This is a genomic window from Luteimonas sp. S4-F44 (assembly GCF_022637415.1).
Lineage (GTDB): Bacteria > Pseudomonadota > Gammaproteobacteria > Xanthomonadales > Xanthomonadaceae > Luteimonas.
The window spans coordinates 1,206,179-1,232,442 of sequence record NZ_CP093340.1; the positions used below are offsets into that span (position 1 = coordinate 1,206,179).

The 26,264-nt window shown below is 70.2% G+C and carries 20 protein-coding genes and 1 tRNA gene; 12 read left to right on the top strand and 9 right to left on the bottom strand.

Annotated elements, in window-relative coordinates; all coding sequences use genetic code 11:
- The first annotated feature begins 38 nt into the window (after window positions 1–38).
- The gene (gene mutL / locus MNO14_RS05495; protein ID WP_241945732.1) at window positions 39–1,952 is read left to right on the top strand and encodes a DNA mismatch repair endonuclease MutL; all 1,914 of its coding nucleotides are present in this window, start codon (window positions 39–41) and stop codon (window positions 1,950–1,952) included.
- Window positions 1,953–2,047: 95 nt separating this feature from the next.
- On the top strand, window positions 2,048–3,226 hold the full coding sequence (locus MNO14_RS05500) for a TraB/GumN family protein (RefSeq protein WP_241945733.1): 1,179 nt from the start codon (window positions 2,048–2,050) through the stop codon (window positions 3,224–3,226).
- Window positions 3,227–3,237: 11 nt separating this feature from the next.
- Here the strand turns inward: MNO14_RS05500 and rnfB are convergent, their stop codons facing one another.
- A complete protein-coding gene (rnfB, locus tag MNO14_RS05505) occupies window positions 3,238–3,657 on the bottom strand; it encodes an Rnf electron transport complex subunit RnfB (protein ID WP_241945734.1) in 420 nt (139 codons plus the stop codon).
- A 168-nt stretch (window positions 3,658–3,825) separates the two neighbouring features.
- On the opposite strand from rnfB, the gene MNO14_RS05510 reads away from it, so the two are divergent.
- Together MNO14_RS05510 and asnB are read left to right on the top strand one after the other, a co-directional pair.
- The gene (locus MNO14_RS05510) at window positions 3,826–5,238 is read left to right on the top strand and encodes a cation:dicarboxylase symporter family transporter (RefSeq protein ID WP_241945735.1); all 1,413 of its coding nucleotides are present in this window, start codon (window positions 3,826–3,828) and stop codon (window positions 5,236–5,238) included.
- Between the two features lie 260 nt (window positions 5,239–5,498).
- Window positions 5,499–7,205 carry an asparagine synthase B gene (gene asnB, locus MNO14_RS05515; RefSeq protein WP_241945736.1) on the top strand — a complete coding sequence of 569 codons (1,707 nt, stop codon included), beginning with the start codon at window positions 5,499–5,501 and terminating at the stop codon, window positions 7,203–7,205.
- A 102-nt stretch (window positions 7,206–7,307) separates the two neighbouring features.
- Here the strand turns inward: asnB and MNO14_RS05520 are convergent, their stop codons facing one another.
- Window positions 7,308–7,856 (bottom strand): cytochrome b, encoded by a 549-nt coding sequence (locus MNO14_RS05520; RefSeq protein WP_241945737.1) that lies wholly within the window; start codon window positions 7,854–7,856, stop codon window positions 7,308–7,310.
- Between the two features lie 187 nt (window positions 7,857–8,043).
- Between MNO14_RS05520 and fabV the strand changes: the two genes are divergently transcribed.
- Window positions 8,044–9,255 carry an enoyl-ACP reductase FabV gene (gene fabV, locus MNO14_RS05525; protein ID WP_241945738.1) on the top strand — a complete coding sequence of 404 codons (1,212 nt, stop codon included), beginning with the start codon at window positions 8,044–8,046 and terminating at the stop codon, window positions 9,253–9,255.
- A 61-nt stretch (window positions 9,256–9,316) separates the two neighbouring features.
- Here fabV and MNO14_RS05530 read toward each other — a convergent pair whose 3' ends face one another.
- Window positions 9,317–9,532 (bottom strand): hypothetical protein, encoded by a 216-nt coding sequence (locus MNO14_RS05530; RefSeq protein WP_241945739.1) that lies wholly within the window; start codon window positions 9,530–9,532, stop codon window positions 9,317–9,319.
- A gap of 1 nt (window position 9,533) precedes the next feature.
- Entirely contained in the window at window positions 9,534–10,100 is a 567-nt protein-coding gene (locus MNO14_RS05535; protein WP_241946271.1) for a TlpA disulfide reductase family protein, read from the bottom strand.
- 380 nt (window positions 10,101–10,480) lie between these two features.
- Here MNO14_RS05535 and MNO14_RS05540 point away from each other — a divergent pair, with 380 nt between their 5' ends.
- Window positions 10,481–11,107, top strand: a complete 627-nt coding sequence (locus tag MNO14_RS05540) for an alpha-ketoglutarate-dependent dioxygenase AlkB (protein ID WP_241945740.1) — start codon at window positions 10,481–10,483, stop codon at window positions 11,105–11,107.
- Here MNO14_RS05540 and MNO14_RS05545 read toward each other — a convergent pair.
- Together MNO14_RS05545 and MNO14_RS05550 are read right to left on the bottom strand one after the other, a co-directional pair.
- Window positions 11,104–13,641 (bottom strand): penicillin acylase family protein, encoded by a 2,538-nt coding sequence (locus MNO14_RS05545; protein ID WP_241945741.1) that lies wholly within the window; start codon window positions 13,639–13,641, stop codon window positions 11,104–11,106. The two genes, MNO14_RS05540 and MNO14_RS05545, sit on opposite strands and share 4 nt — an antisense overlap.
- A 73-nt stretch (window positions 13,642–13,714) precedes the next feature.
- Window positions 13,715–15,091, bottom strand: a complete 1,377-nt coding sequence (locus MNO14_RS05550; RefSeq protein WP_241945742.1) for an Hsp70 family protein — start codon at window positions 15,089–15,091, stop codon at window positions 13,715–13,717.
- A 138-nt stretch (window positions 15,092–15,229) separates the two neighbouring features.
- On the opposite strand from MNO14_RS05550, the gene bfr reads away from it, so the two are divergent.
- Window positions 15,230–15,727, top strand: coding sequence for a bacterioferritin (gene bfr / locus MNO14_RS05555; protein ID WP_241945743.1), 498 nt, complete (start codon window positions 15,230–15,232; stop codon window positions 15,725–15,727).
- A 31-nt stretch (window positions 15,728–15,758) separates the two neighbouring features.
- On the opposite strand, the gene MNO14_RS05560 is transcribed toward bfr, so the two are convergent.
- On the bottom strand, window positions 15,759–16,409 hold the full coding sequence (locus MNO14_RS05560) for a thiopurine S-methyltransferase (RefSeq protein WP_241945744.1): 651 nt from the start codon (window positions 16,407–16,409) through the stop codon (window positions 15,759–15,761).
- 43 nt (window positions 16,410–16,452) lie between these two features.
- The gene (gene parC, locus MNO14_RS05565; protein WP_241945745.1) at window positions 16,453–18,696 is read right to left on the bottom strand and encodes a DNA topoisomerase IV subunit A; all 2,244 of its coding nucleotides are present in this window, start codon (window positions 18,694–18,696) and stop codon (window positions 16,453–16,455) included.
- 130 nt (window positions 18,697–18,826) lie between these two features.
- Here parC and MNO14_RS05570 point away from each other — a divergent pair, with 130 nt between their 5' ends.
- The 3 genes from MNO14_RS05570 (at window position 18,827) to MNO14_RS05580 (ending at window position 24,137) form a co-directional block, all read left to right on the top strand.
- Window positions 18,827–19,603, top strand: a complete 777-nt coding sequence (locus MNO14_RS05570) for a Crp/Fnr family transcriptional regulator (protein ID WP_241945746.1) — start codon at window positions 18,827–18,829, stop codon at window positions 19,601–19,603.
- Between the two features lie 103 nt (window positions 19,604–19,706).
- Window positions 19,707–23,816: a chemotaxis protein CheB gene (locus tag MNO14_RS05575; protein ID WP_241945747.1), complete on the top strand. Its 4,110-nt coding sequence runs from the start codon at window positions 19,707–19,709 to the stop codon at window positions 23,814–23,816.
- A 105-nt stretch (window positions 23,817–23,921) separates the two neighbouring features.
- On the top strand, window positions 23,922–24,137 hold the full coding sequence (locus MNO14_RS05580; protein WP_241945748.1) for a hypothetical protein: 216 nt from the start codon (window positions 23,922–23,924) through the stop codon (window positions 24,135–24,137).
- Between the two features lie 26 nt (window positions 24,138–24,163).
- Here MNO14_RS05580 and MNO14_RS05585 read toward each other — a convergent pair whose 3' ends face one another.
- The gene (locus tag MNO14_RS05585; protein ID WP_241945749.1) at window positions 24,164–24,391 is read right to left on the bottom strand and encodes a hypothetical protein; all 228 of its coding nucleotides are present in this window, start codon (window positions 24,389–24,391) and stop codon (window positions 24,164–24,166) included.
- 247 nt (window positions 24,392–24,638) lie between these two features.
- Here MNO14_RS05585 and MNO14_RS05590 point away from each other — a divergent pair.
- Together MNO14_RS05590 and MNO14_RS05595 are read left to right on the top strand one after the other, a co-directional pair.
- Window positions 24,639–24,725 (top strand) — tRNA-Leu (locus tag MNO14_RS05590).
- Window positions 24,726–24,911: 186 nt separating this feature from the next.
- The gene (locus MNO14_RS05595; RefSeq protein WP_241945750.1) at window positions 24,912–26,204 is read left to right on the top strand and encodes an MFS transporter; all 1,293 of its coding nucleotides are present in this window, start codon (window positions 24,912–24,914) and stop codon (window positions 26,202–26,204) included.
- Window positions 26,205–26,264: the final 60 nt, after the last annotated feature.

Sequence of the window (26,264 nt, forward strand, 5' to 3'; positions counted from 1 at the left end):
CCATCCCCTTGCTGAAAGCGCCTTGGCGCCGTCGTGCCGTGCCCATTCGTCAACTGCCCGACATCCTGATCAACCAGATCGCCGCAGGCGAGGTCGTCGAACGACCGGCCTCGGTGGTCAAGGAACTGGTCGAGAATGCGCTCGATGCTGGCGCGCGCCGGGTCGACATCGAGCTCGAGGAAGGCGGGGTCCGTCTGATCCGCGTCCGCGACGATGGCGGCGGCATCGCGCCCGAGGAACTGTCGCTGGCGGTGTCGCGGCATGCGACCAGCAAGATCGGCTCGCTCGACGATCTCGAATCGGTCGCCACCCTCGGCTTCCGCGGCGAGGCGCTGCCGTCGATCGCCTCGGTCAGCCGCTTCTCGCTGGCCTCGCGCCGCGAAGACGATGCGCATGGCAGCGTGCTGCAGGTCGACGGCGGGCGCGTCGGCGACCTGGCCCCCAAGCCGCATCCGCGCGGCACGACCGTCGAGGTCCGCGACCTGTTCTTCAACGTGCCGGCGCGCCGCAAGTTCATGCGTGCCGAGCGCACCGAGCTCGGCCACATCGAAGAATGGCTGCGTGCGCTGGCGTTGGTGCGGCCGGATGTCGAGCTGCGCGTGAGCCACAACGGCAAGCCCGCGCGCCGCTACAAGGGCGACGAGGACCTGTTCTCGGGCGCGCGCCTGGTCGAGACGCTGGGCCGCGAGTTCGCCGATGCGGCGCTGCGGATCGACCATGCTGCGGCTGGCCTGCGGCTGTCGGGCTGGATCGCCCGCCCGGCGTACTCGCGCGCCAGCGCCGATCAGCAGTATCTGTACGTCAACGGCCGCTCGATCCGCGATCGCAGCGTCGCGCACGCGGTCAAGCAGGCGTTCGCGGATGTGATGTACCACGGGCGGCAGCCGGCCTATGTGCTGTTTCTTGAACTCGATCCGACCCGGGTCGACGTCAATGTGCATCCGGCCAAGCACGAGGTGCGGTTCCGCGACGCGCGACTGGTGCACGATTTCGTCTATCGCACGCTGCACGAGGCGCTGGCCGATACGCGGGCGGGGCAGACGGGCGATGTGGCGACCGAGGTGCCGTCGCCCGGCGCGACGTTCGCCGCCGGGCCGACGAACGGCGGCTCTGCGGCCGCCTGGTCGCGGCCAATGCCGCAGACGCACCTGGCGCTGCGCGTGGGCGAAGCGCGTGCGGCCTATGCCAGCCTCTACGGCGGCGGCATGGGCGGCGGTGATACCGGGGCCCCCACAGGGACGGACGCGACCTTCGCGCCGGGCCCCGCGGTCGGCGATGCGTGGCCGGGCGCAGGCGGCACGAGCGCCGACGGCATGGCCCTCGACCGCGCGGCCGCCGACAGCAGCACCGCTGACAGCACGGCCTTCGTCCCGCCGCTCGGCTACGCGGTCGCGCAGTTGCACGGCATCTACATCCTCAGCCAGGCGGCCGACGGCATGATCGTTGTCGACATGCACGCCGCCCATGAGCGCATCGGCTACGAGCGGCTCAAGACCGCGCACGACGGCGAGGGCGTGCGCATGCAGCCGCTGCTGGTGCCGCAGACCGTCGCGGTCTCCGAGCGCGAAGCCGACGTCGCCGAACAGGAAGCGGGCACGCTCGCCGACCTGGGTTTCGAGGTCACGCGCACCGGACCGCAATCGCTGCTGCTGCGCGGCGTGCCGGCACTGCTGGTCGATGGCGACACCGAGGCGCTGTTGCGCGATGTGCTGGCCGATCTGCGCGAGCACGGCGAAAGCCGGCGGGTGCGCGCGGCGCGCGACGAATTGCTGTCGACGATGGCCTGCCATGGCGCGGTGCGCGCGAACCGACGACTGACGGTGCCCGAGATGAATGCCTTGCTGCGGCAGATGGAGGCGACCGAGCGCTCGGGGCAGTGCAATCATGGGCGTCCGACCTGGGCGCATTTCCCGCTCGCGGAGATCGACCGTTGGTTCCTGCGCGGGCGTTGAGCGCGCGTCCGCTCGCAGCGCCTGGGCACGTGTCAGAAGACGCGCGCGCGACGACGACTGTCCGCGTTCCGAACCGTTTTCATTCTGGAGTCCGCATGCGTTTGCTCCCTGTATTGCGCGCCGCCCGTGTCGCCGCGCTCGCATTCGTGTTCCTTGGCCTGGCGCCGACGGCATGGGCGCAGTCGCCCGCCGCCGTGGACGAGGTCGCGCCGTCCGCGGTGCCCCACATCGCCGAGGTGCCGGCGCCGGCGCCGCCGGTCCCGCTGCTGTGGAAGGTCTCGGGCGATCACGGTGCGCTGTACCTGCTGGGCTCGTTCCATTTCCTGCAGCCCGCGGACTATCCGCTCTCCGAGGACGTCGCCCGGACGCTGGCTGCGGCAGGCGAGGTGGTCTTCGAGCTGTCTCCCGAGGAACTGGAGTCGCCGACGCTGGCGATGCAGATGATGCAGGCCGGGCTGCGCAGCGATGGCAGCCGCCTCGACGACGACCTGCCGCCGGCGCTCGCCGCCGACCTGGCGGCCTGGGGCCAGGCGAACCTCGCCGCGCAACCGACCGGCGGCATGAGCGCGCAGAGCCTGCAGTTGTTCAAGCCGTGGTTCGCCTCGCTGCTGGTGACCACGACCGAACTGGGCCGCTATGGCCTGCAGGCGCAACTGGGCATGGATGCGTATCTGGCGCGGCAGGCGCGCGAGGCGGGCAAGGCGACCGCGGGGCTGGAGACTGCGTCCGAGCAGATTGGCTTTCTCGACGGCCTGGGCCAGGTCGAGCAGGTGGAGATGCTGCGCGAGGCGCTGGATCAGGCGCAGGGCGGGCAGGCGTCGATCGAGACGCTGCATGGCGCCTGGCGTGCGGGCGACGCGGCGCAGCTGTGGAACGGCATGGCGCTGGACATGCGTGCGCGCTTTCCCGCGCTGTATCGGCGGATCAACACCGAGCGCAACGATGCCTGGTTGCCCAAGCTCGAGCAGATGCTGCAGCAGGACGGCGAGATCCTGGTCGTCGTCGGCACGCTGCACCTGCTGGGTGAGGACGGCGTGGTCGAGAAGCTGGCGGCCAAGGGCTACGAAGTCGAGCGCATCTGCAGCGCCTGCGCGCCCCCGCCGACGATCGAGATCGGCGACGGCACCGCGCCGTTGCCCGAGGAGCGCACGCCTGCCTCGTCGCCGATGACCGCGCCGAAGGACGAAGCGCCCGTACCGCCGGCCGATGCAGACGACGCACCGCCGCCGCAGCCCGATCTGCCCGCGCGCGACCCCGCCCCGCCGGAACGGTGAACCTGGCGGCCTCAGGCCGCCTCGACCATGACGATACAGTCGACCGGACACGCCGGGACGCACAGGGCGCAGCCGGTGCACAGCGGTTCGACGACCGTATGCATCAGCTTGGAAGCGCCGACGATCGCGTCGACCGGGCAGGCCTGGATGCACTTGGTGCAGCCGATGCAGTCCGCTTCGATGACCAGCGCGACCGGCGGGTGTGGGTGGTGCGGGCCGCGGCTGCGATCGAACGGCCGCGCCGGCACGCCGAGCAGGGTCGCGAGCGCGCGCGCGCCGGCATCGCCGCCTGGCGGACACCGGTCGATGTCCGCCTCGCCGCGCGCCATCGCCTCGGCATAGGGGCGGCAACCGTCGAAACCGCACTGGCCGCACTGGGTCTGCGGCAGCAGGCGATCGAGGCGTTCGACGAGATCGGGAGCGGGGGACATGCGGCTGGGGTGAGGCGGGCGGCGCACAGGGTAGCGCGCCGCGCCCGCATGCGCTGCGCTGTGTCGTCAATGGCGGGCCCGACAACACGCCTGCAGGCTATTCCTGACTGCGCGGTCTAGTTCGAATGTATGACCGCGCAGGACGGCGCGGTCTGGCAGGCTCGCCTCATGCCTACCGATATCACGCCTCCGATCGCGCCCGACGCGACGCTCCGCACCGCCGTCCGCCCCCGCAAACCGCTGTGGCACCACCTCTACTTCTGGGTCCTGCTGGGGATTGCCGCCGGCATCGTCATCGGCCTGGCCGCGCCGCAGGTCGGCGCACAGATGAAATGGCTGGCCGACCTGTTCATCAAGCTGGTCAAGGTCGTCATCGCACCGACGATCTTCGCCACCGTGGCGGTCGGCATCGCCGGCCTGGGCAATCTCGCCAAGGCCGGCGGGCTGGCGCTCAAGACCGTGGTCTACTTCAACGTCACCACGGTGTTTGCGCTGGGCATCGGCCTGGTCGTGGTCAACCTGCTCGGACCCGGCCGCAACCTCGGCCTCGACATCGAGACCTTCGACGCCTCGGCCGCGCAGGGCACGCTCGCCAGCGCAGGGGCTGCGGCCGGCGACGGCATCACCGGCTTCCTATTGCATCTGGTGCCCAGTTCGTTCTTCGCGGCCTTCGTCGAGGGCCAGCTGATCCAGGTCCTGGTGATGGCGATCCTGGTCGCCTGTGCGATCACGATGCTCGGCGAGCGCGGCAAGCCGGCGGTCGCCGCGCTCGACACGATCGCCCAGGTGATGTTCGGCGTGATCAAGATCGTGATGTGGTTCGCGCCGCTGGGCGCGATGGGCGGCATGGCGTTCACGATCGGCGAGTACGGCGGGGCGATCCTCGGCTCGCTCGGCTACTTCATGCTCAGCTTCTGGCTGACCTGTCTGCTGTTCCTGTTGCTGGTGCTCGGGCCGATCTGCTGGTGGTCGGGCTTCAGCGTATTCAAGTACATCCGCATGATCCGCGACGAACTGCTGATCGTGCTCGGCACCTCGTCGTCGGAAACCGTGCTGCCGCGCATGCTGGCCAAGCTCGAAGCAGCCGGTGTGCCCAAGTCGGTGGTCGGCCTGACGATTCCCACCGGGTACTCGTTCAACCTCGACGGCACCGCGATCTACATGGCGATGGGCGCGATCTTCATCGCGCAGGCCTTCGGGATCGAGGTGCCGATCGGCACGCAGATCGCGCTGCTGGTGTTCATGCTGATCTCCTCCAACGGCGCGGCGGGCGTGTCGGGCGCCGGACTGGTGACGCTGGCCGCCTCGCTGGCAGCGTTCGAAAGCGTGATTCCGCTGGCCGGCATCGCGCTGATCGTCGGCATCGACCGCTTTATGTCCGAAGGCCGCGCGCTGACCAACCTGACCGGCAACGGCATCGGTACCCTGGTGATCGCGCGCTGGACCGGCCAGCTCGACCGCGAGCGACTGGCGACGGTGCTCGACAACCCGCAGCTGGTCGACCCGGATCGGGTGCTGGCCGAGCAGGCGGCGCGCGATGCCGGCCCGTCGGTCGAGACGGCGCCGGCGCGGCCGGCCTGACGCACGGGGCGGGCGGTTGCGCACGCAACCGTTGCGCGGCGCGCGCGCACCGGGTAGGGTCGATCCCATGTCGCGCCTGTCCGCCCGCAATACCAACCGCAACGCCCCGCGCACGAATAATCATGCGCGGCCGAGGCGGGTGTGGGAGCGGGCGCAGGGATAAGGCAACACGCGCAAGGCACCAGACACACCACCCGCATCGGCCGCGATGCGGGTTTTTTGTGGCCCGCGCGCGGCTCCTCACCCCAAGGAGCCTCACCATGTGTTCGATCTTCGGCATCTTCGGCCTGCAGCCCGGCGATGACATCGCCTCTCTGCGCCGGCAGGCGCTCGCCTGTTCGCAACGCCAGCGCCATCGCGGTCCCGACTGGAGCGGCGTGCACGCCGACGACCGGGCGATCCTCGTGCACGAGCGCCTGGCGATCGTCGATCCGGCCGGCGGCGCCCAGCCACTGCGCTCGGCCGATGGCGCACTGGTGCTGGCGGTCAACGGCGAGATCTACAACCATCAGGCATTGCGCGCCGACCTGCCTGCGCCCTATGCGTTCACGACCGCGTCCGACTGCGAGGTGATCAACGCGCTGTATCGCGAGCATGCGGCCGACCCTGCGGGCCCAACGACCTGGCTCGAACAGCTCAACGGCATCTTCGCGTTCGCGCTGTGGGACCGCACCTCCGGCCGCGCGATCATCGCCCGCGATCCGATCGGCGTGGTGCCGCTGTACTGGGGCCACGACCGCGAGGGCCGGCTGCGTGTGGCCTCGGAGATGAAGGCGCTGGTCGACAGCTGCGCCGATGTCGCGCAATTTCCGCCCGGCCACTGGTACGACAGCGCGACCGGCACGCTGACGCGCTACTACGCGCGCCCCTGGCGCGAGCACGACGCGGTGGCCGGGCACGCGCCGTCGTTGCCGGCGCTGCGCGAGGCCTTCGAGGCCGCCGTGCATCGGCAGCTGATGACCGACGTGCCGTACGGCGTGCTGTTGTCGGGCGGGCTGGATTCCTCGCTGGTCGCCGCGGTCGCCGCGCGCTATGCGCGCCATCGCATCGAGGACGGCGACCGCAGCGAGGCCTGGTGGCCGCGGTTGCATTCGTTCGCGATCGGCCTGACTGGCTCGCCGGACCTTGCCGCCGCCGCGGTCGCGGCTGAGGCGCTGGGCACCGTGCACCACGGCTTCGAGTACACGTTCGAAGAAGGCCTTGACGCGTTGCCGGACGTGATCCGGCACATCGAGACCTTCGACGTGACCACGATCCGCGCGTCCACGCCGATGTTCCTGCTCGCGCGGCGGATCAAGGCCATGGGCGTGAAGATGGTGCTGTCGGGCGAGGGCTCTGATGAGATCTTCGGCGGCTACCTGTACTTCCACAAGGCGCCCGATGCGCGGCAGTTCCACGAGGAACTGGTGCGCAAGCTCGACGCCCTGCATGGCTACGACTGCCTGCGCGCGAACAAGGCGATGATGGCCTGGGGCGTCGAGCCGCGCGTGCCATTCCTCGACCGTGAGTTCCTCGACGTGGCGATGGACATCGACGCCGCGTACAAGATGATCGACCGCGGCAGCGAGGAGTATCAGCGCATGGAGAAGGGCCTGCTGCGCGCCGCATTCGACGGGGCATTGCCCGACGAGATCCTGTGGCGGCAGAAGGAGCAGTTCAGCGACGGCGTGGGCTACGGCTGGATCGACGGCCTCAAGGCACACGCCGAGGCCCAGGTCAGCGACCGCGAGCTGGCGGCCGCCGCGAGCCGCTTCCCGCACGCGCCGCCGCAGACCAAGGAGGCGTATCTGTATCGCAGCCTGTTCGAACAGGCGTTCCCGACGCCGGCCGCAGCGGCGACCGTGCCGGGCGGCAAGTCGATCGCGTGTTCGTCGCCCGCCGCGATCGCCTGGGACGCCGCGTTCGCGAACGCCGCCGACCCGTCGGGCCGCGCGGTCGCCGGCGTGCACAACGCCGCGGTGGCCTAAGGCCACGTCACCGTCACCGCATGGATCACCTTCCCCGCAACGCGGGGGAGATCGGTCCGCATCGCGGACCGGGTGGGGGCCGGGACGGCGCAGCCCGCGCGTCTACAGCCGGCCGGCCATCCGTGCGAGCGTGGTGTCGCGCCAGAGCAGATGGTGCAGCGCGACCATCAGCACGTGACCGAGCACCAGCGCGAGCAGCGTCCAGGCGAGTACGCCGTGCGACAGGTTGGCCGGCGCCATCAACGCCGCCTGCTTCACGCCGGTGGCCGGGAACAGCGGGATCCCCCACGGCGCGAAGCCCTTGCCCGAGCCGTACTCGCGCAGCAACGCCACGGTCGGCACCCAGGCCATCAGCGCGTACAGCGCCGCATGCCCAGCCAGTGCCGCGCGTCCCACCCAGGTCGGCGGGTGCGGCGGCCGGCGCCGCCATTGCGACAGGCCCCAGACGCCGCGCGCGAGGATCAGCAGCATCAGCAGCGTGCCGACCGGCTTGTGGGTGCCGACCAGGAACGCGGTCAAGGCGTGGCGCCCGAGCGCCAGCTTCACGCCCATGCCGAAGAACTGCCACGCCAACAGCGCAGCCATGCCCCAGTGCAGCAGGCGGGTGACTAGGCCATAACGGGCGGGAGAATCGAGCCAACGGGAAGACATCGGGAGCGGGATCCGCAGCAGGGCGCGTACGCCCGGGCCCCCAGTTCAGCCGGCAGCTGGCGTGCTGTCAATCGCGTCGACGCAATGCAGCATCCGTCGCCCTGACGCACCATTGCCCCCCGTACGGGACCGGGACCGCAGCACGCCTTAAACTGGCGCCCGATTTCCACGACAACCGGGCAGCACAGTGATCATCCATCCCAAGGTCCGCGGCTTCATCTGCACCACCACGCACCCCACCGGATGCGCCAACAACGTGCGCGACCAGATCGAGGCCACGCAGGCGCGCGGCGTGCGCGACGACGGCCCGAAGAAGGTGCTGGTGATCGGTGCATCGAGCGGCTACGGACTGGCGGCGCGCATCAGCGCGGCCTTTGGCTTCGGCGCCGACACGCTGGGTGTGTTCTTCGAAAAGCCCGGCACCGAGAAGAAGCCCGGCACCGCCGGCTGGTACAACGCTGCGGCGTTCGACAAAGCCGCCAAGCAGGCGGGTCTGTACAGCCGCTCGATCAATGGCGACGCGTTCTCCGACGCCGCGCGCGAGCAGGCGATCGCGCTGATCCGCGACGAGATGGGCGGGCAGGTGGACCTGGTGGTCTATTCGCTGGCCTCGCCGGTGCGCAAGCTGCCCGACACCGGCGAGCTCAAGCGCTCGGCGCTCAAGCCGATCGGCGAGGCCTACACCTCGACCGCGATCGACACCAACAAGGATCAGGTGATCCAGGCGACCGTCGAGCCGGCGACCGAGCAGGAGATCGAAGACACCGTGACCGTCATGGGCGGTCAGGACTGGCAGCTGTGGATCGACGCGCTGCGCGATGCCGGGGTGCTCGCCGATGGCGCGAAGACGGTCGCCTTCAGCTACATCGGCACCGAGATCACCTGGCCGATCTACTGGCACGGTGCGCTGGGCCGGGCCAAGGCCGACCTCGATGCGACCGCGCGCCGTCTTGATGCGCAGCTCAAGCCCAGCGGCGGCAGTGCCAACGTCGCCGTGCTCAAGTCGGTGGTCACCCAGGCCAGTGCTGCGATCCCGGTGCTGCCGCTGTACATCGCGATCGTCTTCAAGGTCATGAAGGAGCTCGGCCTGCACGAGGGCACGCTCGACCAGCTCGACCGTCTGTTCCGCGAGCGCATGTACCGCACCGACGGCGCCCCGGCCGAGCTCGACGACGAACACCGTCTGCGTCTGGACGACTGGGAGCTGCGCGACGACGTGCAGGCGCAGTGCAAGGCGTTGTGGCCGCAGATCACGACCGAGAACCTGACCGCGCTGACCGATTACGCGGGCTACAAGCATGAGTTCCTGAAGCTCTTCGGCTTCGAGCGCGACGACGTCGACTACGACGCGGACGTCGATCCGGTGGTCGATTTCGACGTGATCGAACTGCGCGACTGAGCGCGCGCGACCGCAGCGCGTGCCCGGCGCCGGCATTGGCCGGCACCGGGCATGTCCGCACTCAGCCGCAACAGTAGCACTGCAGCGGCTGGCCTGGGCCGCCTGGCCCGAGCTGTCCGCCGAATGGCGCGCATTCCTGCGCGCAGGCCCACGCGCTGCACGAGGCCTCGCGGTCCTCGCCGTCGTCGGCCATCGCCTGCATCGCACCGAAGCCCATGCAGCCCACGAACAGGGCAGCAACCGCGGCATTGCGCATCGTCTTCCAGTACCGTGTCATTTCATCGCTCCTCGACAGTGGCCAGGGCCGGCGACGCATCCGTGCGTTGCAGCGCGGCCAGAAGGTCCTGCATCCGCTCCTTGGTATCGAAGGTGCCCACGCGCGCGTAGCGCAGCCGGCCGTCGCGATCGAGCGCCAGCAGCGCCGGCACGTTGCGCGCGCGGAACAGCATCACGTGGCGCCGGTCGGTCAGCGTGGTCACCGCAAACGGCAGGCGATGGGCGTCCGCGTAGGCACGCGCCTGGGCCGGCGTGCAATGGCACACGCCCAGCACCTCGACGTTCTGGCCGTGCGCCTCGGCGATGCGCCGCGCGGCTTCGGCCACGCGCGGCAGCGAGCGCCGCGAGTACGGGCAGGTCGGGGTGAAGAAGTACAGCACCTGGAACGCGCCGGACGGCGCGCCGAGCACGTGCGCGGCCCCGTCGAGCGTGGTCGCGTCGACCTGCGGCACGTACATGCCCAGATAAGGTTCGGTGGTGCGTGTCACGAACCAGCGCCGCTCCTCGCGCAGTTCGCGGTTCTGCCAGGCGAGCACCGCCACCAGCGCGCAGGCGCCCAACAGGCCCAACCAAATCCATGGCATGCGACGTGGCATGCGACCGCCTCCTGCATTCGATCGTGCCTCAACCCTGCGCATGCGGCGGGCCGGGGTCAATCGGCGGCAGGGCGATTGACCGCGCAAAGGCGCGAACTGCACAGGCAGTCACAGTTCCGATGCAATGGCGTTGGCGGCCTTGCGGCACGGGTGCGGCAGTGCGTCACGGCCTGGCGCTTCGCCACGGGGGGGCGCGTGTTCCAGGTGACGATGGATCGCATGGCGATGGCGCACCGGCCCGCGCCGGGGATTGGTCGGATGCCGATGTCGCATGGCGCTTGATCCGATGCGATCGCCCCCGCGGCGGCCCGAGGCGGCTTGCCCGACGTGTCGGACGGCCCCATTTCGGGACCATGGATCTGTTTCCCACCGCCGCGCCGCGGATCCTCGTCGACGACGACGAGGGCGGTATCCGCTACTGGACCGATGCCGTCGATCCGGCGACCGCGGCGGCGTGGTTCGAGGCGCTGCGCGACGGGGCGCATTGGGAGACCCAGAATCGGCCGATGTACGACCGCGTGGTCGCCGTCCCGCGCTTGCTGGCGTCCTATCGGCTTGATGCGCTGCCACCCGAGCTGCCGCTGGCTCAGATGGGCCGTCTCGTGCAGCGACTGGTGCCTGCGCCGTACACCGCAGTCGGGCTCAATCTCTACCGCGACGGCCGCGACAGCGTGGCCATGCATCACGACAAGTTGCATACGTTGGTGCCGGGTCAGCCGATCACATTGCTGTCGCTGGGCGGTGCGCGGCGGATGTCGATCCGCGCGAAGAATGGGCGCGGCAAGTCGATCGCGATCGAACTCGCGCCCGGCAGCGTGCTGGCGATGAGCCATGCCTCGCAGCTGACCCACGTGCACGGGATCGCGAAGACCACGCGCCCGGTCGGGCCACGGATCAGCGCGGTATTCCGCGCGCGCCCGGCGGAGAAGATGGCCGCCGGGCTTTACGGCACCCATTGGCAGGGGGCGCTGGACCGCTAGTCGCGGCGCGCCGAGTCGGTGGGCGCCGCGCGGTGTGCGGGCTGCAACTGCAGCACGTGTGTGGCCGTGCCCGGCAGGAACGGCGAGGCGCGGCCCTGCACCCAATCGTCGTGACCGGCGCCCCAGAACGGTGACAGGGGATGGCCGCTCTGGCCGCCGGGCATGTGCGCGATACCGTCGGCTTCATGCCCGGGCGCGACCACCATGCGCTGCGAGGCGCCGAACGCCGGGGCCTGCACGCGCGGCACGGTGCCGTCGCCGGGCAGCGGCTGCGCCGGCATACACAGGGCGCGCCGGCCGACGAACGGGATCGCGGCCGCGAGCGGGTGGCAGATCGCCGCGGTGTTGTGCTCGCCCCAGGTCCGTTGCGCCAAGGCCCCCTCAGCCTGCAGCGTGTCGCGGACCTCGCGCGCAGCGTCTTCGAGCAACGCGGTCCAGCCGTCGGCGACCGGCGCGCAGCGCCCCTGCTGGGTCTGCGGGGTGCAGGCGAAGCGGCGCGGCAGCAGGTGCTCGGGGCGCTGGCTCACCAGCGGCCAGACCACGCCTTCGAAGTTCGGCGGGTCCGGCCAGGCGATCGCGTCGCCGGCCGTTGTGCGTGCGGGTGCGAGCAGGCCGTCGGCGATGCGCGCATGCACCGCCAGCCGCCATGCGCGGACGATGCGGTAGGCGACCGAATCGACCGCGGCGCGGCCGCGCCAGTCGGCGGCGGCATCGGCGAGCGCGCGCAGGGCGGTGGCGTCGGTACCGGCCGCGTCGGCCGCTCGGACGAGCAGACCCTGCCATTGCGTCAGCAGCAGCGCGCGGTCGTCGAGCTGGATCGCGAGCAGGTCGCGTTCGCCGAAGCGCACGCGGGCATCGAGTCCCTGGCGGATCTGCCAGGCGCGGATGCCCAGCGCCGCACCGCCATCGCCGAGCCGGGCGAAGTCCGCGCCATCGACGACGCGGCTGTTCGCGGTCCACAGCCGCATCGCGTCGGGCGTGCGCACGATCGGCGAGGCGTCTGTGGCGATCGGCCATGGTGCGCAAACGTTGCCGGCATCGCCTGACATGGCGCCAGCCCGGGGTGAATGCGAGACGGTGCGCCCGTTGCAGCCGGGCGCACGCACCGGGACCGGCCCGAGCAGGCGCCAGGCGACCGCGCCGTGCAGGTCGCCGATCACCAGGTTCTGGGTCGGGGTCGCGGTGCGGTCGGCGATCGCGAGCGCGTCGTCGAGGTCGCGGGCGTGGGCGAAGTCCGCCAGCCCGAAGTTCAGTGCACTTGGCAGGTGTGCGGTCCAGCGCAGCGCCAGCGCGCCGCCGTCGACTTCGCGATGGACGACCGGTCCCCAATCGCTGTCGTCCACGGTCAGCACCTCCGCCGCGCGCCCGGCGACGGCGATGGTCTCGGTGTGGCGTCGCAGCGGCGTGCAGCCGGGCGCCTGCGCGGCGGCCGCGTCGCAGGGCACGATGCGTTGCCAATCCAGCGTATCGATGTAGCTGTTGGTGAAGCCCCAGGCGATATGTCCGTTGCTGCCGACGATGACGGCAGGCAGGCCCGGCAGCGTGAACCCGGTGATGTCGACGCGGCCGCCCGGCGCGCGGGCATCGGGATAGCGCAAGCGCGCACGGAACCAGAGGTTGGGCGCGCGCAGACCCAGATGCATGTCGTCGGCGACCAAGGCGCGGCCGTCGGTGGTCAGTGCGCCGCCGACCGCGAAGTTGTTGCTCCCCCAACCAAGATCGGCCGCCGCAGGCGCAAGCGGTGGAGAGGGGGCCTCCCAAGCCATCGCCGCGGGCGGCCCACCGACGTCGCCCGCGTCCGTCACATCCAAGCGGCGCAGGTCCACTGCGTCGGCATCCGGCAAGGTCGCATCGCCGCGCGCTGCGCCCTCGAGCGGGGCATCCCAGCGGCTGCCGTCGTGGGCCACCAGTGCAAGCAGCGCCGGCGGCAGGCGCGGGCCCAGCCGGTGCATCGTCAGTTCGCGAGCATTGCCGGCGTCCTGCAGGTCGAAGTACATCGAGAAGCCGACCAGGGCCGAGTCGGCCGGCGTCCACGGCGCCGGCGGCTGGCGCAGCAGTAGATACGGCCAGGGCCGGGCCCGCAACGCGGCGAGCCCGGCGTTCGCGCCCTCGGCGTAGGCGCGCAGCTGCGGCATGCGCGCGCCGGCGACCTCGGCCAGCGTGGCATCGACGCGGGCGCGCATGCGGTGCAGGCGATGGCGGCGATCGGTATCGAGCGCCCGCTCGCCGAACAGCGCCGAGAGCTCGCCTGCGGGCAGGCGCCGCATCAGATCCATCTCGAAATAGCGCTCCTGGGCATGCACCCAGCCCAGCGCGCGCATCGCATCGGTTTCGCTGTCGGCGGTGATCGTCACCGTCCCCAAGGCGTCGCGCTGGATCGTCGCCGGCGCCTCGAGCCCCGGCAGCGTCCGCGTGCCCGCCAGGTCCGGCAGGCTGCCGCGCAGTTGCCACCACAGCATCGCGACGATCGCCAGCGCGACAACCGCCAGTGCGAGCAGTGCCCGCAGGCTCCAAGCGCGCCACCGATTGCGCATTGCCGAGCTCCCCCTCGCCGCGGCCGCCTGCCGCCGCCCGATTGTTTCAGGTTCCGTGCGCGCCCGCCGACGCTCAGTCCGCGGCGGCGGGCGCGTTGTACGCGTGCTCGGCCAGGCCCGAGACCACGCCCAGCGACGGGTCGCCGCGGACGACCCGGGCTTGCGGGAACCGCGCCCGCGCGGCGGCCTGCACGTACGGTGCGCCGGACATGCCGCCGGTCAGGAACAGGCTGTCGGGCGGCTGCGGCAGGTCGGCGCGGACCGCATCGAGCAATCCACCGATCTGGTCGAGGAAGCGCGCGGCGGCCGTCTCGAGATCGGCGCGCTCGGCGTCCACGCGCAGGCCGTGCTCGATGAAGTCGAGCGGCTGCATCGCCGTGGCGTCGTCGCTGAGCCGGACCTTCATCGCCTCGATCCCGCGGTAGAGCCGGGTGGTGCCGCCCTCGTCCTGCAGCGCCTGAAGACGCGCGCCGTACGGCGCCACGACGTCGCGGTAGTCGTGGCGGTGGAACTCGCGTTGGCGCGGCAGGTCCTGCACGGTGGCGGCCTCGACGAAGTGGTGGACCGGCGTGCGCGTGATGCCCTTGCCGAACAGCGGCATCGCGCGGGCCAGGCTCAGCGCGATGTCGACATCGGTGCCGCCATTGGCGATGCCCCAGGCGCGGTGCACCTGCGGCGCATCGCGGCCCCCGATGCTCGCCAGCGCGATGTCGGTGGTGCCGCCGCCGACGTCGACGACCAGGGTGGTCTGGCGCTGCGGGCTGATCGCGTGGTGGTGCAGCGCGGCCGCAGCCGGTTCTTCGAGAAAGTGCACGGTGTCGAAACCGGCGATGCCCGCGGCCTCGCGCAGGATCGCCAGCGCCTGCGCGCCGCCGGCCTCGCCCATCGAGCTGCGGAAGCGCACCGGGCGGCCCAGTGTGGCCTCGCGCACCACGGTGCCCAGCTGACGGCTCGCGGTGAGCCGGATGTGCTCGAGGATGTGCGCGGCGATCCCGGCGATGGTGGCGCGGGCACGCGGATGCAGATTGAAACCCAGCATCGACTTGGGCGATTGCACCAGGTTGCCGGTGCCGTCCTCGAGGTAGCGTTCGATCGCCTCCTCGCCGAACACCGCGTCCTGCAGGTCGGCGACCGAGGTCTCGGCATCGCGCATCTGCTGCTCCATCCATTGCCGGCGCACGATGCGCACCGCGTCGCCACGCAGCTGCGCCTCGCTGCGTGCCGCGGTGCCGGCGCGGGTCTGCGCAGCTTTGAGGTCGCGCACGATCTCGGCGACCTGCGCCTCCATCGCGTCGGTCAGGGCGAAGTCGGCCACGTCGGGCACGGTGCGCGGGAAGTACACCGCGGTGCGGAACTGCGCCTGCCCACCGAAGCGGATGTGTTCGAGGCGGTCGCCGATGCGCGCGGCGGCGGCCGAATAGCTGGTGCCGAAGTCGATACCGATCTTCATCTGCGCGGGCCGGGAGGCGGAGGGGCGGGCGAGTCTACGTGGCTGGCCCTGAGAATGCGAAATGCATGCATTTGCATCCGATCATCGTCGCGCACGACTGGGCATACTGCGCTCATTCCCGGACCTGCGAGCCCCCCGATGAAAGGCCATCCCGAAGTCGTCGACTACCTGAAGTTCCTGTTGCGCGGTGAACTCGCCGCACGCGACCAGTACTTCATCCATTCGCGCCGCTACGAGGACCTGGGCCTGCACCACCTCTACGCGCGGATCAACCACGAGATGGAGGAGGAGACCCAGCATGCCGATGCGCTGCTGCGTCGCATCCTGTTCCTGGAGGGCGATCCGGACATGCGCCCCGAGGCGTTCGAGCCCGGTCGTACGGTCGAGGAGATGCTGCGCAAGGACCTGGCGCTCGAGTACGCCGTACGCGACCACCTCGCTCAGGGTATCGCCCTGTGTGAGCGTCATGGCGACTTCGTCAGCCGTCAGGTGCTGGTGACCCAGCTCTCGGACACCGAGGAAGACCATACCTACTGGCTGGAGAAGCAGCTGCGCCTGATCGAGATGATCGGCCTGCAGAACTACCAGCAAAGCCGGATGGGCGAAGCGGAAGGCACGCACGCCGGCGTGGGCTAAAGCCCCGCGCATGCGCGCGCCGCGCTGCGCGTCAGTCGCGGCGCGCGACCTGCCAGACCGCGGTCGACAGCGCGGTCGTGCCGAAACCCGGCTCGCTGGCGAGGATGTCGCGGTGCTCGACAAGATCCATGTGCCAATCGGCATCGAGCAGCGCATGGACCTCGTCGGCGTCCACCGAGAACGGCGGCCCGGCCTTCTCGTGCTGTGGATACACCAGCGTGACCAGCAGTCCGCGGCAGCCGGCCGGCAACCGGCGCCACGCGGTCGCGGCGTAGGTCGCACGCAGGTCCGGTGGCAGCGCGATCAGCGCCGCCCGATCGTAGACCGCCGTGCAATCGGCCAGGACCGCCGCATCGAGTGCGAAGGCATCGCCGACGATCAGCTCGAACGGGCCGGCGGTGTAGTGCCGGCCGGCCGCGGTGTCGTGGATCTGCGGCGTCAGCCCGAGGCCGTCGAAGAACGCACGGACGGCCAGTTCCGACAGCTCGACCCCGAGCACGCGGTGGCCTTGTTCGGCCAGCCACACCATGTCCAGCGACTTGCCGCACAGCGGCACGAAGACGCGGGCATCGGCCGGCACGCGCAGGGTCGGCCAGTGCGCGACCAGCAGCGGCAGTGGCGCGTCGCGGTGGAAACCGATGCGCTGCGTGCGCCAGCGCTCGTGCCAGAACTCGGGTTGCATGTCGGTCTTCCGAATAATCGACGGTGGGTGGCGGCGCAGGCCGTCACTCCACCGACAGGCCCTCGACCTTCTGCCAGCCGCGCGGCAGCAGGCCGCCGCGGCTGGCGCGCGCGCCGATGTAAGCATCGAGGTCCTTGAACGCCAGGGTCATCGTGCGCGCGCCCGACTGCACCAGCAGGGCGCCGCCCGGCGACACCACGGCCAGTGCGACGACCTGCTCGGTGCCGCGTTTGGCCTTGGGAATCTCGATGATCTTGTTGCCTTTGCCCTTGTCGAGTTCCGGCAGCTCGGCGACCGGGAACGCGAGCAGGTGACCGGCGCTGGTGACCACCACCAGCCGATCGGCCTGGGCGTCGCGGACCGCCGCCGGCTGCAGCACGGCCGCGCCCGGCGAGAGCGAGAGCATCGCCTTGCCGGCCTTGTTGCGGCCGGTGAGGTTTTCGAACCGAGTCACGAAGCCGTAGCCGTGCGAGGACGCGACGACGAAGCGGCTGTCGTTGTCGCCGGTGGCGATCGTCTGGAACGCAGCGCCCGCGGCCGGCGAGAAGCGGCCGGTCAACGGCTCGCCGTTGCCGCGCGCCGACGGCAGCGAATGGGCGATCGTCGAATAGCTGCGGCCATTCGAATCGAGGAATGCGACCTGCTGGGTGCTGCGTCCGCGGGCGAACGCCAGCAGGCGGTCGCCCTCGCGGTACGACAGCCCGGCCGGGTCGACATCGTGCCCCTTGGCCGCGCGCACCCAGCCCTTCTCGCTGACGACGATCGTCACCGGCTCGCTGGGCACCAGGTCGGTCTCGGCCAGCGCCTGCGCACTGCCGCGCACGACCAGCGGCGAACGGCGGGCGTCGCCAAACTTCTTGGCGTCGGCCAGCAACTCGTCCTTGATCAGCTTGCGCAGCTTGGCCTTGCTGGCGAGCGTGGCGATCAGGCGATCGCGTTCGGCCTCGAGCTCGGCCTGCTCGCCGCGGATCTTCATCTCCTCCAGCCGCGCCAACTGGCGCAGGCGGGTCTCGAGGATGTAGTCGACCTGCTCGTCGCTCAGGCCGAAGCGCGCCTGCAGCACCGCGCGCGGCTCGTCCTCGGTGCGGATGATGCGGATCACCTCGTCAAGGTTGAGGAACGCGATCAACAGGCCATCGAGCAGATGCAAGCGGCGCTCGACCTTCTCCAGCCGATGGGTGAGCCGGCGGGTGACGGTGTCGGTGCGGAACTGCAGCCATTCGCTCAGCAGCGCCTTCAGATTCTTGACCTGCGGCTTGCCGTCGAGCCCGATGACGTTGAGGTTGACCCGGTAGCTCTTCTCCAGGTCCGTGGTCGCGAACAGGTGACCCATCAGCTGCTCGGCATCGACCCGGTTCGAGCGCGGCACCAGCACCACGCGCACCGGGTTGGCGTGGTCGGACTCGTCGCGGATGTCCTCCAGCCACGGCAGCTTCTTGGCACGCATCTGCGCGGCGATCTGCTCGATCACCTTCGACGGCGAGACCTGGTAGGGCAGGGCGGTGATGACGATGTTCGCGTGTTCCTTCTCGAACGTCGCGCGGGCACGCACGCTGCCGTGGCCGGTCTCGTACATCTGCAGCAGGTCGGACGCCGGGGTGATGATCTCGGCGCTGGTCGGATAGTCGGGCCCGCGCACGTGCTCGCACAGGTCACGCACGCTGGCGTCGGGATCGTCGATCAGGCGCACGCAGGCGCTGACGATCTCGCCCAGGTTGTGCGGCGGCACGTCGGTGGCCATGCCGACTGCGATGCCGGTGGTGCCGTTGAGCAGTAGATGCGGCAGCCGCGCCGGCAGCCACGAGGGCTCCTCGAGCGTGCCGTCGAAATTGTCGGTCCAGTCGACCGTGCCGTGGCCGAGCTCGGAGAGCAGCATCTCGGCGATCGGAGTCAGCTTGGACTCGGTGTAGCGCATCGCCGCGAACGACTTGGGGTCGTCGCTGGAGCCGAAGTTGCCCTGGCCGTCGATCAGCGGATAGCGGTACGAGAACGGCTGGGCCATCAGCACCAACGCCTCGTAGCAGGCGCTGTCGCCATGCGGGTGGTACTTGCCGATCACATCGCCGACGGTGCGGGCGGACTTCTTGGGCTTGGCGGACGCGCCCAGGCCCAGCTCGCTCATCGCGTAGACGATACGGCGCTGGACCGGCTTGAGGCCGTCGCCGATGAACGGCAGCGCACGGTCGAGCACCACGTACATCGAGTAATCGAGGTAGGCGCGCTCGGCGAATTCGCGCAGCGGCAGCTGCTCGAAGCCATGGAAGGCGGGGCGGACGGACTCGGTCATCGGGACTGCGGCTGCGGGGGAGCCGGGGATTCTAGCGGGTGCCGGTCGCAGGGGACGAGCCACCGCCCGGGGCGGGGCCGAAGGGGCATGAATGCGGGAATTGCACCCGGCCACGCTATGATGCCGTCCCATGGATACCAAGCTGCGCGCGCGCGGAGTCTCCGATCCCACCTCCTCTGGCGCCCGCCATCCGGTGTCGGGCGCGCCCCGACGTGCCTCCCACTCGGGCTGCGAAGCCTGCCTGAGCCGGCATCTGGCGGTCTGCGCCGCACTGCCGGCCTCCGAGACCCATGCCCTGGAGGCCGCAGCCGGCGAGGTTGTGCTGCCGGCCGGCGCCACGCTGGTCCACGAGGGCGGTCCGCGTCGGGACGTCTACACCGTGACCCGCGGCATGCTGCGTCGGGTGCGGCTGCTGCCCGATGGCCGCCGGCTGGTCGCCGGGTTCCTGATGGAAGGCGATTTCATCGGCTTCAGCAGCGCCGCGCACTACAAGCACACGATCGAGGCGATCACCGAGTGCGTGCTGTGCGTGTTCCCGATGCAGAACATGCGCCGGCTGTGCGAGCGCTATCCCGAGCTCGAGGCCGGCATGCTCGCGCAGGCCTGCACCGAGCTCGATGCCACCCGCGCCAGCCTGATGCTGTTGGGCCGGTTGGGCCCGAGCGAACGGCTGGCAGGCTTCCTGGTCGACATGGCCGAGCGCCAGCAGCGCCGCGGCGGCCGCGTCGATCGCGTCGATCTGCCGATGACCCGCGCCGACATCGCCGACCACCTCGGTCTGACGATCGAAACCGTCAGCCGCAGCTTCACCAAGCTGCGCCAGACCGGCGCGCTTGCCTTCGACGATCCGCGCCGCATCGATCTGGTCGACCTGGCGACGCTGCGCACCACCGCCGGGCTGTCATAGTCCGCAGGCGCCGTGAAGGCGCCGCATGGCAACGGCCGCGTGTTGGATTTTGACCGGCCCGGCAGCGCATGATGCCGGCCATGACGATCCGGCGTGATCCACGATGACCGACCGCTACACCGGCGTGCCGTACGGGCAGGACGCCGCACTGCGCAGCCATTTGACCTTTCCGGTGGTGGGTATTGGCGCCTCGGCCGGCGGCCTGGTTGCGTTGCGCCGCCTGTTCGAGCAGGCGCCGGCGACCGGCGGCATGGCCTACGTGGTCATCCTGCATCTGTCGCCGCGGCACGAAAGCCAGGCCGATCAGGTGCTGCAGCGTTGCACGCGGATGCCGGTGATCCAGGTCAATACGCCGACCCCGGTCGAGCCCAACCACGTCTATGTGATCTCGCCGTCCAAGTCGTTGACGATGAACGACGGCTACCTGCGGGTGAGCGATGTCGAGCGCCCGCCGGGGCGGCACATCGCGATCGATCGGTTCTTCCGCACGCTGGCCGATGCGCATATGGACCGGGCGATCGGCATCGTGCTGTCGGGCACCGGCAGCGATGGCACCGTCGGCCTGGCGCGCCTGAAGGAGCAGGGCGGGGTGGCGATCGCGCAACTGCCCGAGGATGCCGAATACGAGGACATGCCGCGCAGCGCGATCGCCAGCGGTCGGGTGGATTTCGTGCTGCCGGCGGTCGAGATCCCGGGCAAGCTCGTGGAACTGTGGCGCAACGCCAGCCGGATCCAACTGCCGCGACCCGAGCCGCAGGCCGAGCACATCCTGGAGACGGCGCCGATCACCGGCGAGGCGCCCGAGCAGGCGATCCGCGACATCCTGGAGATCCTGCACAGCCGCACCGGGCACGATTTCCGCCACTACAAACGCGCCACCGTGCTGCGCCGGATCGAACGGCGCCTGCAGGTCAGCCTGCTGAGCGACCTGTCGGCCTATTGCGAGCACCTGCGCCGGGACATCGACGAGCCGCGGGCGCTGCTCGACGACATGCTGATCGGCGTGACCAACTTCTTCCGCGATCGCGAGGCCTTCGAAGCACTCGAACGCGACATCGTGCCCAGCCTGTTCGACGACGGTGAGAACGGGCCACGGGTCTGGGTGCCCGGTTGCGCCACCGGCGAGGAGGCCTACTCGATCGCGATCCTGCTGGCCGACCATGCCGACCGCCTGGCGTCGCCGCGGGGCTTCCAGGTCTTCGCCAGCGACATCGACGAACACGCGATCGCGATCGGCCGGACAGGGCTCTACCCCGAGGCGATTCTGACCGACGTGCCGCCCGCGCGGCTGCGGCAGTTCTTTTCCAAGGAACAGAACCGCTACCGGGTCAACAAGGCAGTCCGCGACCGGGTGCTGTTCGCGCTGCACAACGCGTTGCGCGATCCGCCGTTCTCGCGGGTGGACCTGATCAGTTGCCGCAATCTGCTGATCTATCTGGATCGCGAGATTCAGATGCGGCTGCTGGAGATGTTCCACTTCGCACTGCGCCCCGGCGGGCTGTTGTTCCTGGGCAGCTCCGAATCGGCCGACGCGGCGGCGCAGTACTTCGAGGTCGTGGACAAGCGCAACCGGATCTTCCGCGCGCGGGCCCAGGCCCGCGGCACGCGACCGTTGGCGATGCCGTCTTCGCGGGTGTTCGAGGCCGGCCCGTTGCAGGCGCCGCCGCCACGCACCCCGCGCAAGGAGTTCTCATTCGTCGATGTGCACCAGCGTGTGCTCGAGGCCTATGCGCCGCCGAGCCTGATCGTCGATGCCGAGTCCAACATCCTGCACATCTCGCCTGGTGCGGGCCGCTACCTGCGCTTCTCGGGCGGTGAGCCCAGCCGCAACCTGATGGCGGTGATCGACCCGGCGCTGCGCCTGGATCTGCGCACGACGGTCTATCAGGCCCTGCACACGAACGGTCGCGCCGAAACGCGGGTGCGGCTCGACGCGGGCGAGACCGGCGATCCGCCGGCGCGACAGTTGCGCCTGTCCGCGCAACCGTTCCGCGACCAGGCCGCGGGCGCGGATTTCCTGCTGGTCATGTTCGACGAACGCGAGGCCGCGCCAGCGCAGCCGCCCGCTCCCGATCGACGCGCCGGCGACAGCGAGGCGCTGCTGCATCTGGAGCAGGAATTGCAGCGCACCCGTGACCGGCTGCAGGCCACGATCGAGCAGTCGGAGGCTTCGAACGAGGAGCTCAAGGCCTCCAACGAGGAATTGCAGTCGATCAACGAAGAATTGCGCTCGGCGACCGAGGAACTGGAGACCAGCAAGGAGGAGCTGCAGTCGGTCAACGAGGAGTTGATCACCGTCAACCACGAACTGAAGTCGAAGGTCGAGGAAACGGCGAAGATCAACGACGACCTACAGAACTTCATCAGCTCCACCGACATTGCCACCGTGTTCGTCGATGCCGGGCTGCGCATCAAGCGCTACACGCCCAAGGCCGAGCTGATCTTCAACATCATCCCCGGAGATGTCGGCCGCTGCCTGCTCGATATCACCCACCGGCTGGAGTATCCGGAACTGGCCGACGATGCCGGCAACGCGTTCGAGACCCTGCAACTGATCGAACGCGAGATCCGCAGCACCGACGGCAAGTGGTACGTCGCGCGCGCGGTGCCTTACCGCACCGCCGAGAACCGGATCGATGGCGCGGTGCTCACTTTCGTCGACACCACCAGCCTGCGCCCCGCCGACGAACGGCGCGGTCAGGCCGACGCCAGTGTCCTGGCCCCGACAGATGTTGCGGTGCTGGTCGCCGACAGCCAGCGGCAGGTGATCTCCGCCAGCGGTGGCGTCGTCGACCTGCTGGGCTATGGCGAGCGCGACCTGCTGGGCATGCGAGTGGACGCGCTCTACGGCGAGGAGGAGCGCGACAGCGGGCAGCCCGCGCACGACTTCGCCCAGGCCGGGGCCGGCATGGCGGTCGAGGGCTTGCGCTGGTACCGCAATCGCCGCGGCGACCGGACCCAGTGCCGGGTCGCGCTGTCGGCGATTCGCGCGCAGGACGAGGTCGTCGCGTACGTGCTTCTGCTCGGCGCCAGGCGCAAGGGCGGCGCGCGCTCGTGGGCGGGGCGCTACGAGGCTGAGGCGTCGGTCACCTTGCGCGACGAGTTCCTCGCGGTGATGTCGCACGAGCTGAAGAATCCGCTGAACCTGATCAGCGTCAATACCGAACTGATGGCCCGGCTGCCGGGCGTGCGCGAGTCGTCGAGCGCGATCGCCTCGATCGAGACCGTGCGGCGTGCGATCCGCAGCCAGACCAAGATCATCGACGACCTGCTCGACATGTCGCGCATCCGCACCGGCAAGCTCGCGCTCAAGCCCGAGCCGGTCGATGTGGGCATGGTCGTCACCGAGCTGGTGGAGGTCGCGCGGCTCGATTCGGCATCGGTGGGCATCGAGTTCCGGATGCAGATCCCCGACGCGCCGATCATGGTGCGCGGCGATGCGTCGCGGATCGAGCAGATCGTCTGGAACCTGCTCAGCAACGCGATCAAGTTCACCCCGCAGGGCGGACGGATCTCGCTGATGGTCGGGGTCGAGGAGAACTACGTGCGCCTGCGTGTGCAGGACACCGGGCAGGGCATCGATGCGCAGTCGCTGCCGCGGATCTTCGACCTGTTCGGCCAGGGCACCGGGCGCGCGGTCGGCGGGCGCGGCGGCCTGGGCATCGGGCTGTCGCTGGTGCGGCAGCTGGTGGACCTGCACGGCGGCCGGATCGAGGCCCATTCCGACGGTCCCGGTCGGGGCGCCATGTTCACGCTGTGGCTGCCGCGTTTCACCTACCCGCTGTTCGGGCCGGGCGAATCGGATGGCCGGCACGAGGCGATGCGCTGGGACGGGCTGCGGATCCTGGTCGTCGACGACGATGTCGGCACGGCCGACGGGCTGGCGCAGTTGCTGGAACTGCAGGGCGCCGCGGTCGTGGTCTGCCACGACGCGGCCCATGCGCTCGATCGGCTGGGAGTGCAGGCGTTCGATGTCGTGTTGTCGGACATCGGCATGGACGGCATGGACGGCTACGCCTTCGCTCGCAAGGCGCGCGCGCTGGCCGGCGCCGACCGGCTCGCGCTGGTGGCGCTGAGTGGCTACGCCCGGCCCAGCGACATCCAGGAGGCGAGCGCATCGGGGTTCGACGCGCACCTGAGCAAGCCGCTGTCGATGGATGCGCTGGCGGCGGCGATGCGCGACGTACTGGCCAAGCGCCAGCCGCAGGCCTGAGTCCACGCAGCAATTGCAGCCTGCGGGGCGAATCGGTGGCGCCCTTGTCACTTGCGCTCGCGTCGCTTGCCCGACGATGTCGGTTCTTGCCGATGGAGCCGAATCATGGGCCACAGCGAATCGAACGACGACCGGCGCGGGCCGCGGGAACGCGAGCGCACGCCGGACGGGCCGCGCGCGCCCGGCGAGTCGCCGGCCAAGCGCGATCAGGACGACCACAACGACCCGGCGGTGCAGCCCGGTGCGGCCGACGGCGCGCCGCCTCGGGGCGATGTGGGCGCTGCACGCGGCCTGCGCAAGTCGACGCGCGCCGCCGACTGAGCCCTCACGTCCCCGCCTGGCGCCGGCTACGACGCCTCGTCGGTCTCGCCGTCGATCGACGCGCGCACCAGGGCGAGTAGGTGTGCGCAGCCACGTTGCGCGCGCGCGATACTGCGGGCGACGGCGGGGCGATCGTCGTGCTGGAGCAGCAACTCGATCATCTCCAGCGCAATGCCGACGCCGTTGGCCGCATTGCGCAGGTCGTGGAGCCAGGCGGCGTGCCTGGCTCGGGCATCCATCTGCGGCGACGCCATCGGTCAGGTCCTGTGGGTGGGGGAGGGTGCGTCGCCAACGGGCGACGGCGCATCCACAGGTCCGGTGTAGCCACAGCCATGTCGCCGGTGCGTGCAGCACCGGCCGCGAGCGCGACGATGGCCGGAAGCCGTTGCCAATCGGCCTTCCGCGCGCGCCGTGCAGCGGGCCTGCGCGATCGCGCTCGGACGCCGCGCTCAAACGCGTTGACAAGCCGTGCACGGATCGACAACATACGCGCCCTGACCTGCCCAGGTGGCGGAATTGGTAGACGCACTAGCTTCAGGTGCTAGCGGGGGCAACTCCGTGGAGGTTCGAGTCCTCTCCTGGGCACCAGGTCATCGCAGCCTTACCGACTGCGACAACGAACCCGCCGCGTGCGGGTTTTTTTGTCCCTGCCATTCCTGACCCGCCGCCGTGGTCGGGAATGGCGTCGCGACACGCGCCGGGCGTGTCCGACGGCGATCGTCCTGCCGACCGGTCCGCACGGTCCCGGCACCCGCGGGCAGGAGCGCGCGTGTCGTGTCCCGAGAACTGCTGAAGCTGGTCCTGGGTCCGCTGCTGGGCTTGTTCATCGTTTGCCTCGGCAACGGCTTCGTCTCGTCGCTGACGGCGTTGCGGCTGGACGCGGCCGGCGTGTCGGACACGATGATCGGCATCGTGTCTTCGTCGTACTTCGTCGGCTTGGCGCTGGGCGCGATGTTCAGCGACCGACTGATCGTACGGATCGGGCACATCCGTGCCTACAGCAGCTTCGCCTCGCTGACGGCGGTGACGTTCCTGCTGCAAGGACTGGTGTTCGATCCCTGGGCCTGGTTCGTGTTCCGGTTGATCAACGGCTGGGCGATCGTCGGCATCTTCCTGGTGGTCGAGAGCTGGCTGCTGCTCGCGGGCGATTCGCGCATGCGCGGGCGCCTGCTCGCGGTCTACATGATCGCGCTGTACGGCTCGGGCATGCTCGGCCAGCTGCAGTTGGGGGTGATCGATGGCTGGGGCGCGATGGCGCCGTTCATGGTCGCGGGCATGCTCGGCTCGCTGTCGGTGTTGCCGGTGGTGATCCTGCCGCGGGTCTCGCCCGAAGCCGGGGCGATCGAACCGCTGACGCCGCGCGATCTGCTGCGGGTGACACCCTCGGGCGTGCTCGGCTGTTTCGGCTCGGGCGTGGCGATCGCGGCGATCTACACCCTGCTGCCGATCTACCTGCAGCGCGTGGGCATGGATGTGGCCGAGGTCGGCCAGTTGATGGCCTGCACGATCCTCGGCGCGATGGTGCTGCAATACCCGGTTGGCCGCTGGTCGGACCGGCAGAACAGGCAGGTGGTGTTGCTGGTGCTCAGCCTGGCGTGTGCGGCACTGGCGCTGGCGATCCTGTGGCTGCCCGATGAGCGCTGGTTGCTGGCGGCCTTGCTGTTCCTGCTCGGCGGCGGAGTGTTCGCGATCTATCCGGTCGCGGTCAGCCACTCGGCCGACCGCGCCGCATCCGACGAACTGGTGCGGCTGATCCAGGGCCTGCTGCTGGTCAATTCCGTCGGTGCCGCGCTCAGCCCGCTGGTGATTGCGCCGGTCATGAACCAGGTCGGCGCGCAGGGGTTGTTCTGGTCGTTCCTGGTGCTCAACCTGCTGCTGGCCTGTGTGTTCCTGTGGCGACGCAGCACGTCGCCGGCGCCGCTGCCGGCCGCGCCGTTCGAGCCTGTGGTGCAGGTCTCGCCGATCGGTGCGGAGTTCCGGGTCAGCGAGGCGATGGTGCAGGCCTCGCTCGATCGCGAGCAGCAGGAGGAGGATGCGCTGCACACCGACGATGCACCGCGCGCCTGACGCCGCCGCCGAATGGGCCGCGACGGCGCGTTGACAGCAGCGCACGCGCACCGCAAAATG

Excerpts from the sequence above, each read along its gene's own strand:
- MNO14_RS05500 (WP_241945733.1), top strand. The coding sequence starts at position 2,048 with ATGCGTTTGCTCCCTGTATTGCGCGCCGCCCGTGTCGCCGCGCTCGCA.
- rnfB (WP_241945734.1), bottom strand. The coding sequence starts at position 3,657 with ATGTCCCCCGCTCCCGATCTCGTCGAACGCCTCGATCGCCTGCTGCCG.
- MNO14_RS05510 (WP_241945735.1), top strand. The coding sequence starts at position 3,826 with ATGCCTACCGATATCACGCCTCCGATCGCGCCCGACGCGACGCTCCGC.
- asnB (WP_241945736.1), top strand. The coding sequence starts at position 5,499 with ATGTGTTCGATCTTCGGCATCTTCGGCCTGCAGCCCGGCGATGACATC.
- MNO14_RS05520 (WP_241945737.1), bottom strand. The coding sequence starts at position 7,856 with ATGTCTTCCCGTTGGCTCGATTCTCCCGCCCGTTATGGCCTAGTCACC.
- MNO14_RS05530 (WP_241945739.1), bottom strand. The coding sequence starts at position 9,532 with ATGACACGGTACTGGAAGACGATGCGCAATGCCGCGGTTGCTGCCCTG.
- MNO14_RS05540 (WP_241945740.1), top strand. The coding sequence starts at position 10,481 with ATGGATCTGTTTCCCACCGCCGCGCCGCGGATCCTCGTCGACGACGAC.
- MNO14_RS05545 (WP_241945741.1), bottom strand. The coding sequence starts at position 13,641 with ATGCGCAATCGGTGGCGCGCTTGGAGCCTGCGGGCACTGCTCGCACTG.
- MNO14_RS05550 (WP_241945742.1), bottom strand. The coding sequence starts at position 15,091 with ATGAAGATCGGTATCGACTTCGGCACCAGCTATTCGGCCGCCGCCGCG.
- bfr (WP_241945743.1), top strand. The coding sequence starts at position 15,230 with ATGAAAGGCCATCCCGAAGTCGTCGACTACCTGAAGTTCCTGTTGCGC.
- MNO14_RS05560 (WP_241945744.1), bottom strand. The coding sequence starts at position 16,409 with ATGCAACCCGAGTTCTGGCACGAGCGCTGGCGCACGCAGCGCATCGGT.
- parC (WP_241945745.1), bottom strand. The coding sequence starts at position 18,696 with ATGACCGAGTCCGTCCGCCCCGCCTTCCATGGCTTCGAGCAGCTGCCG.
- MNO14_RS05570 (WP_241945746.1), top strand. The coding sequence starts at position 18,827 with ATGGATACCAAGCTGCGCGCGCGCGGAGTCTCCGATCCCACCTCCTCT.
- MNO14_RS05575 (WP_241945747.1), top strand. The coding sequence starts at position 19,707 with ATGACCGACCGCTACACCGGCGTGCCGTACGGGCAGGACGCCGCACTG.
- MNO14_RS05580 (WP_241945748.1), top strand. The coding sequence starts at position 23,922 with ATGGGCCACAGCGAATCGAACGACGACCGGCGCGGGCCGCGGGAACGC.
- MNO14_RS05585 (WP_241945749.1), bottom strand. The coding sequence starts at position 24,391 with ATGGCGTCGCCGCAGATGGATGCCCGAGCCAGGCACGCCGCCTGGCTC.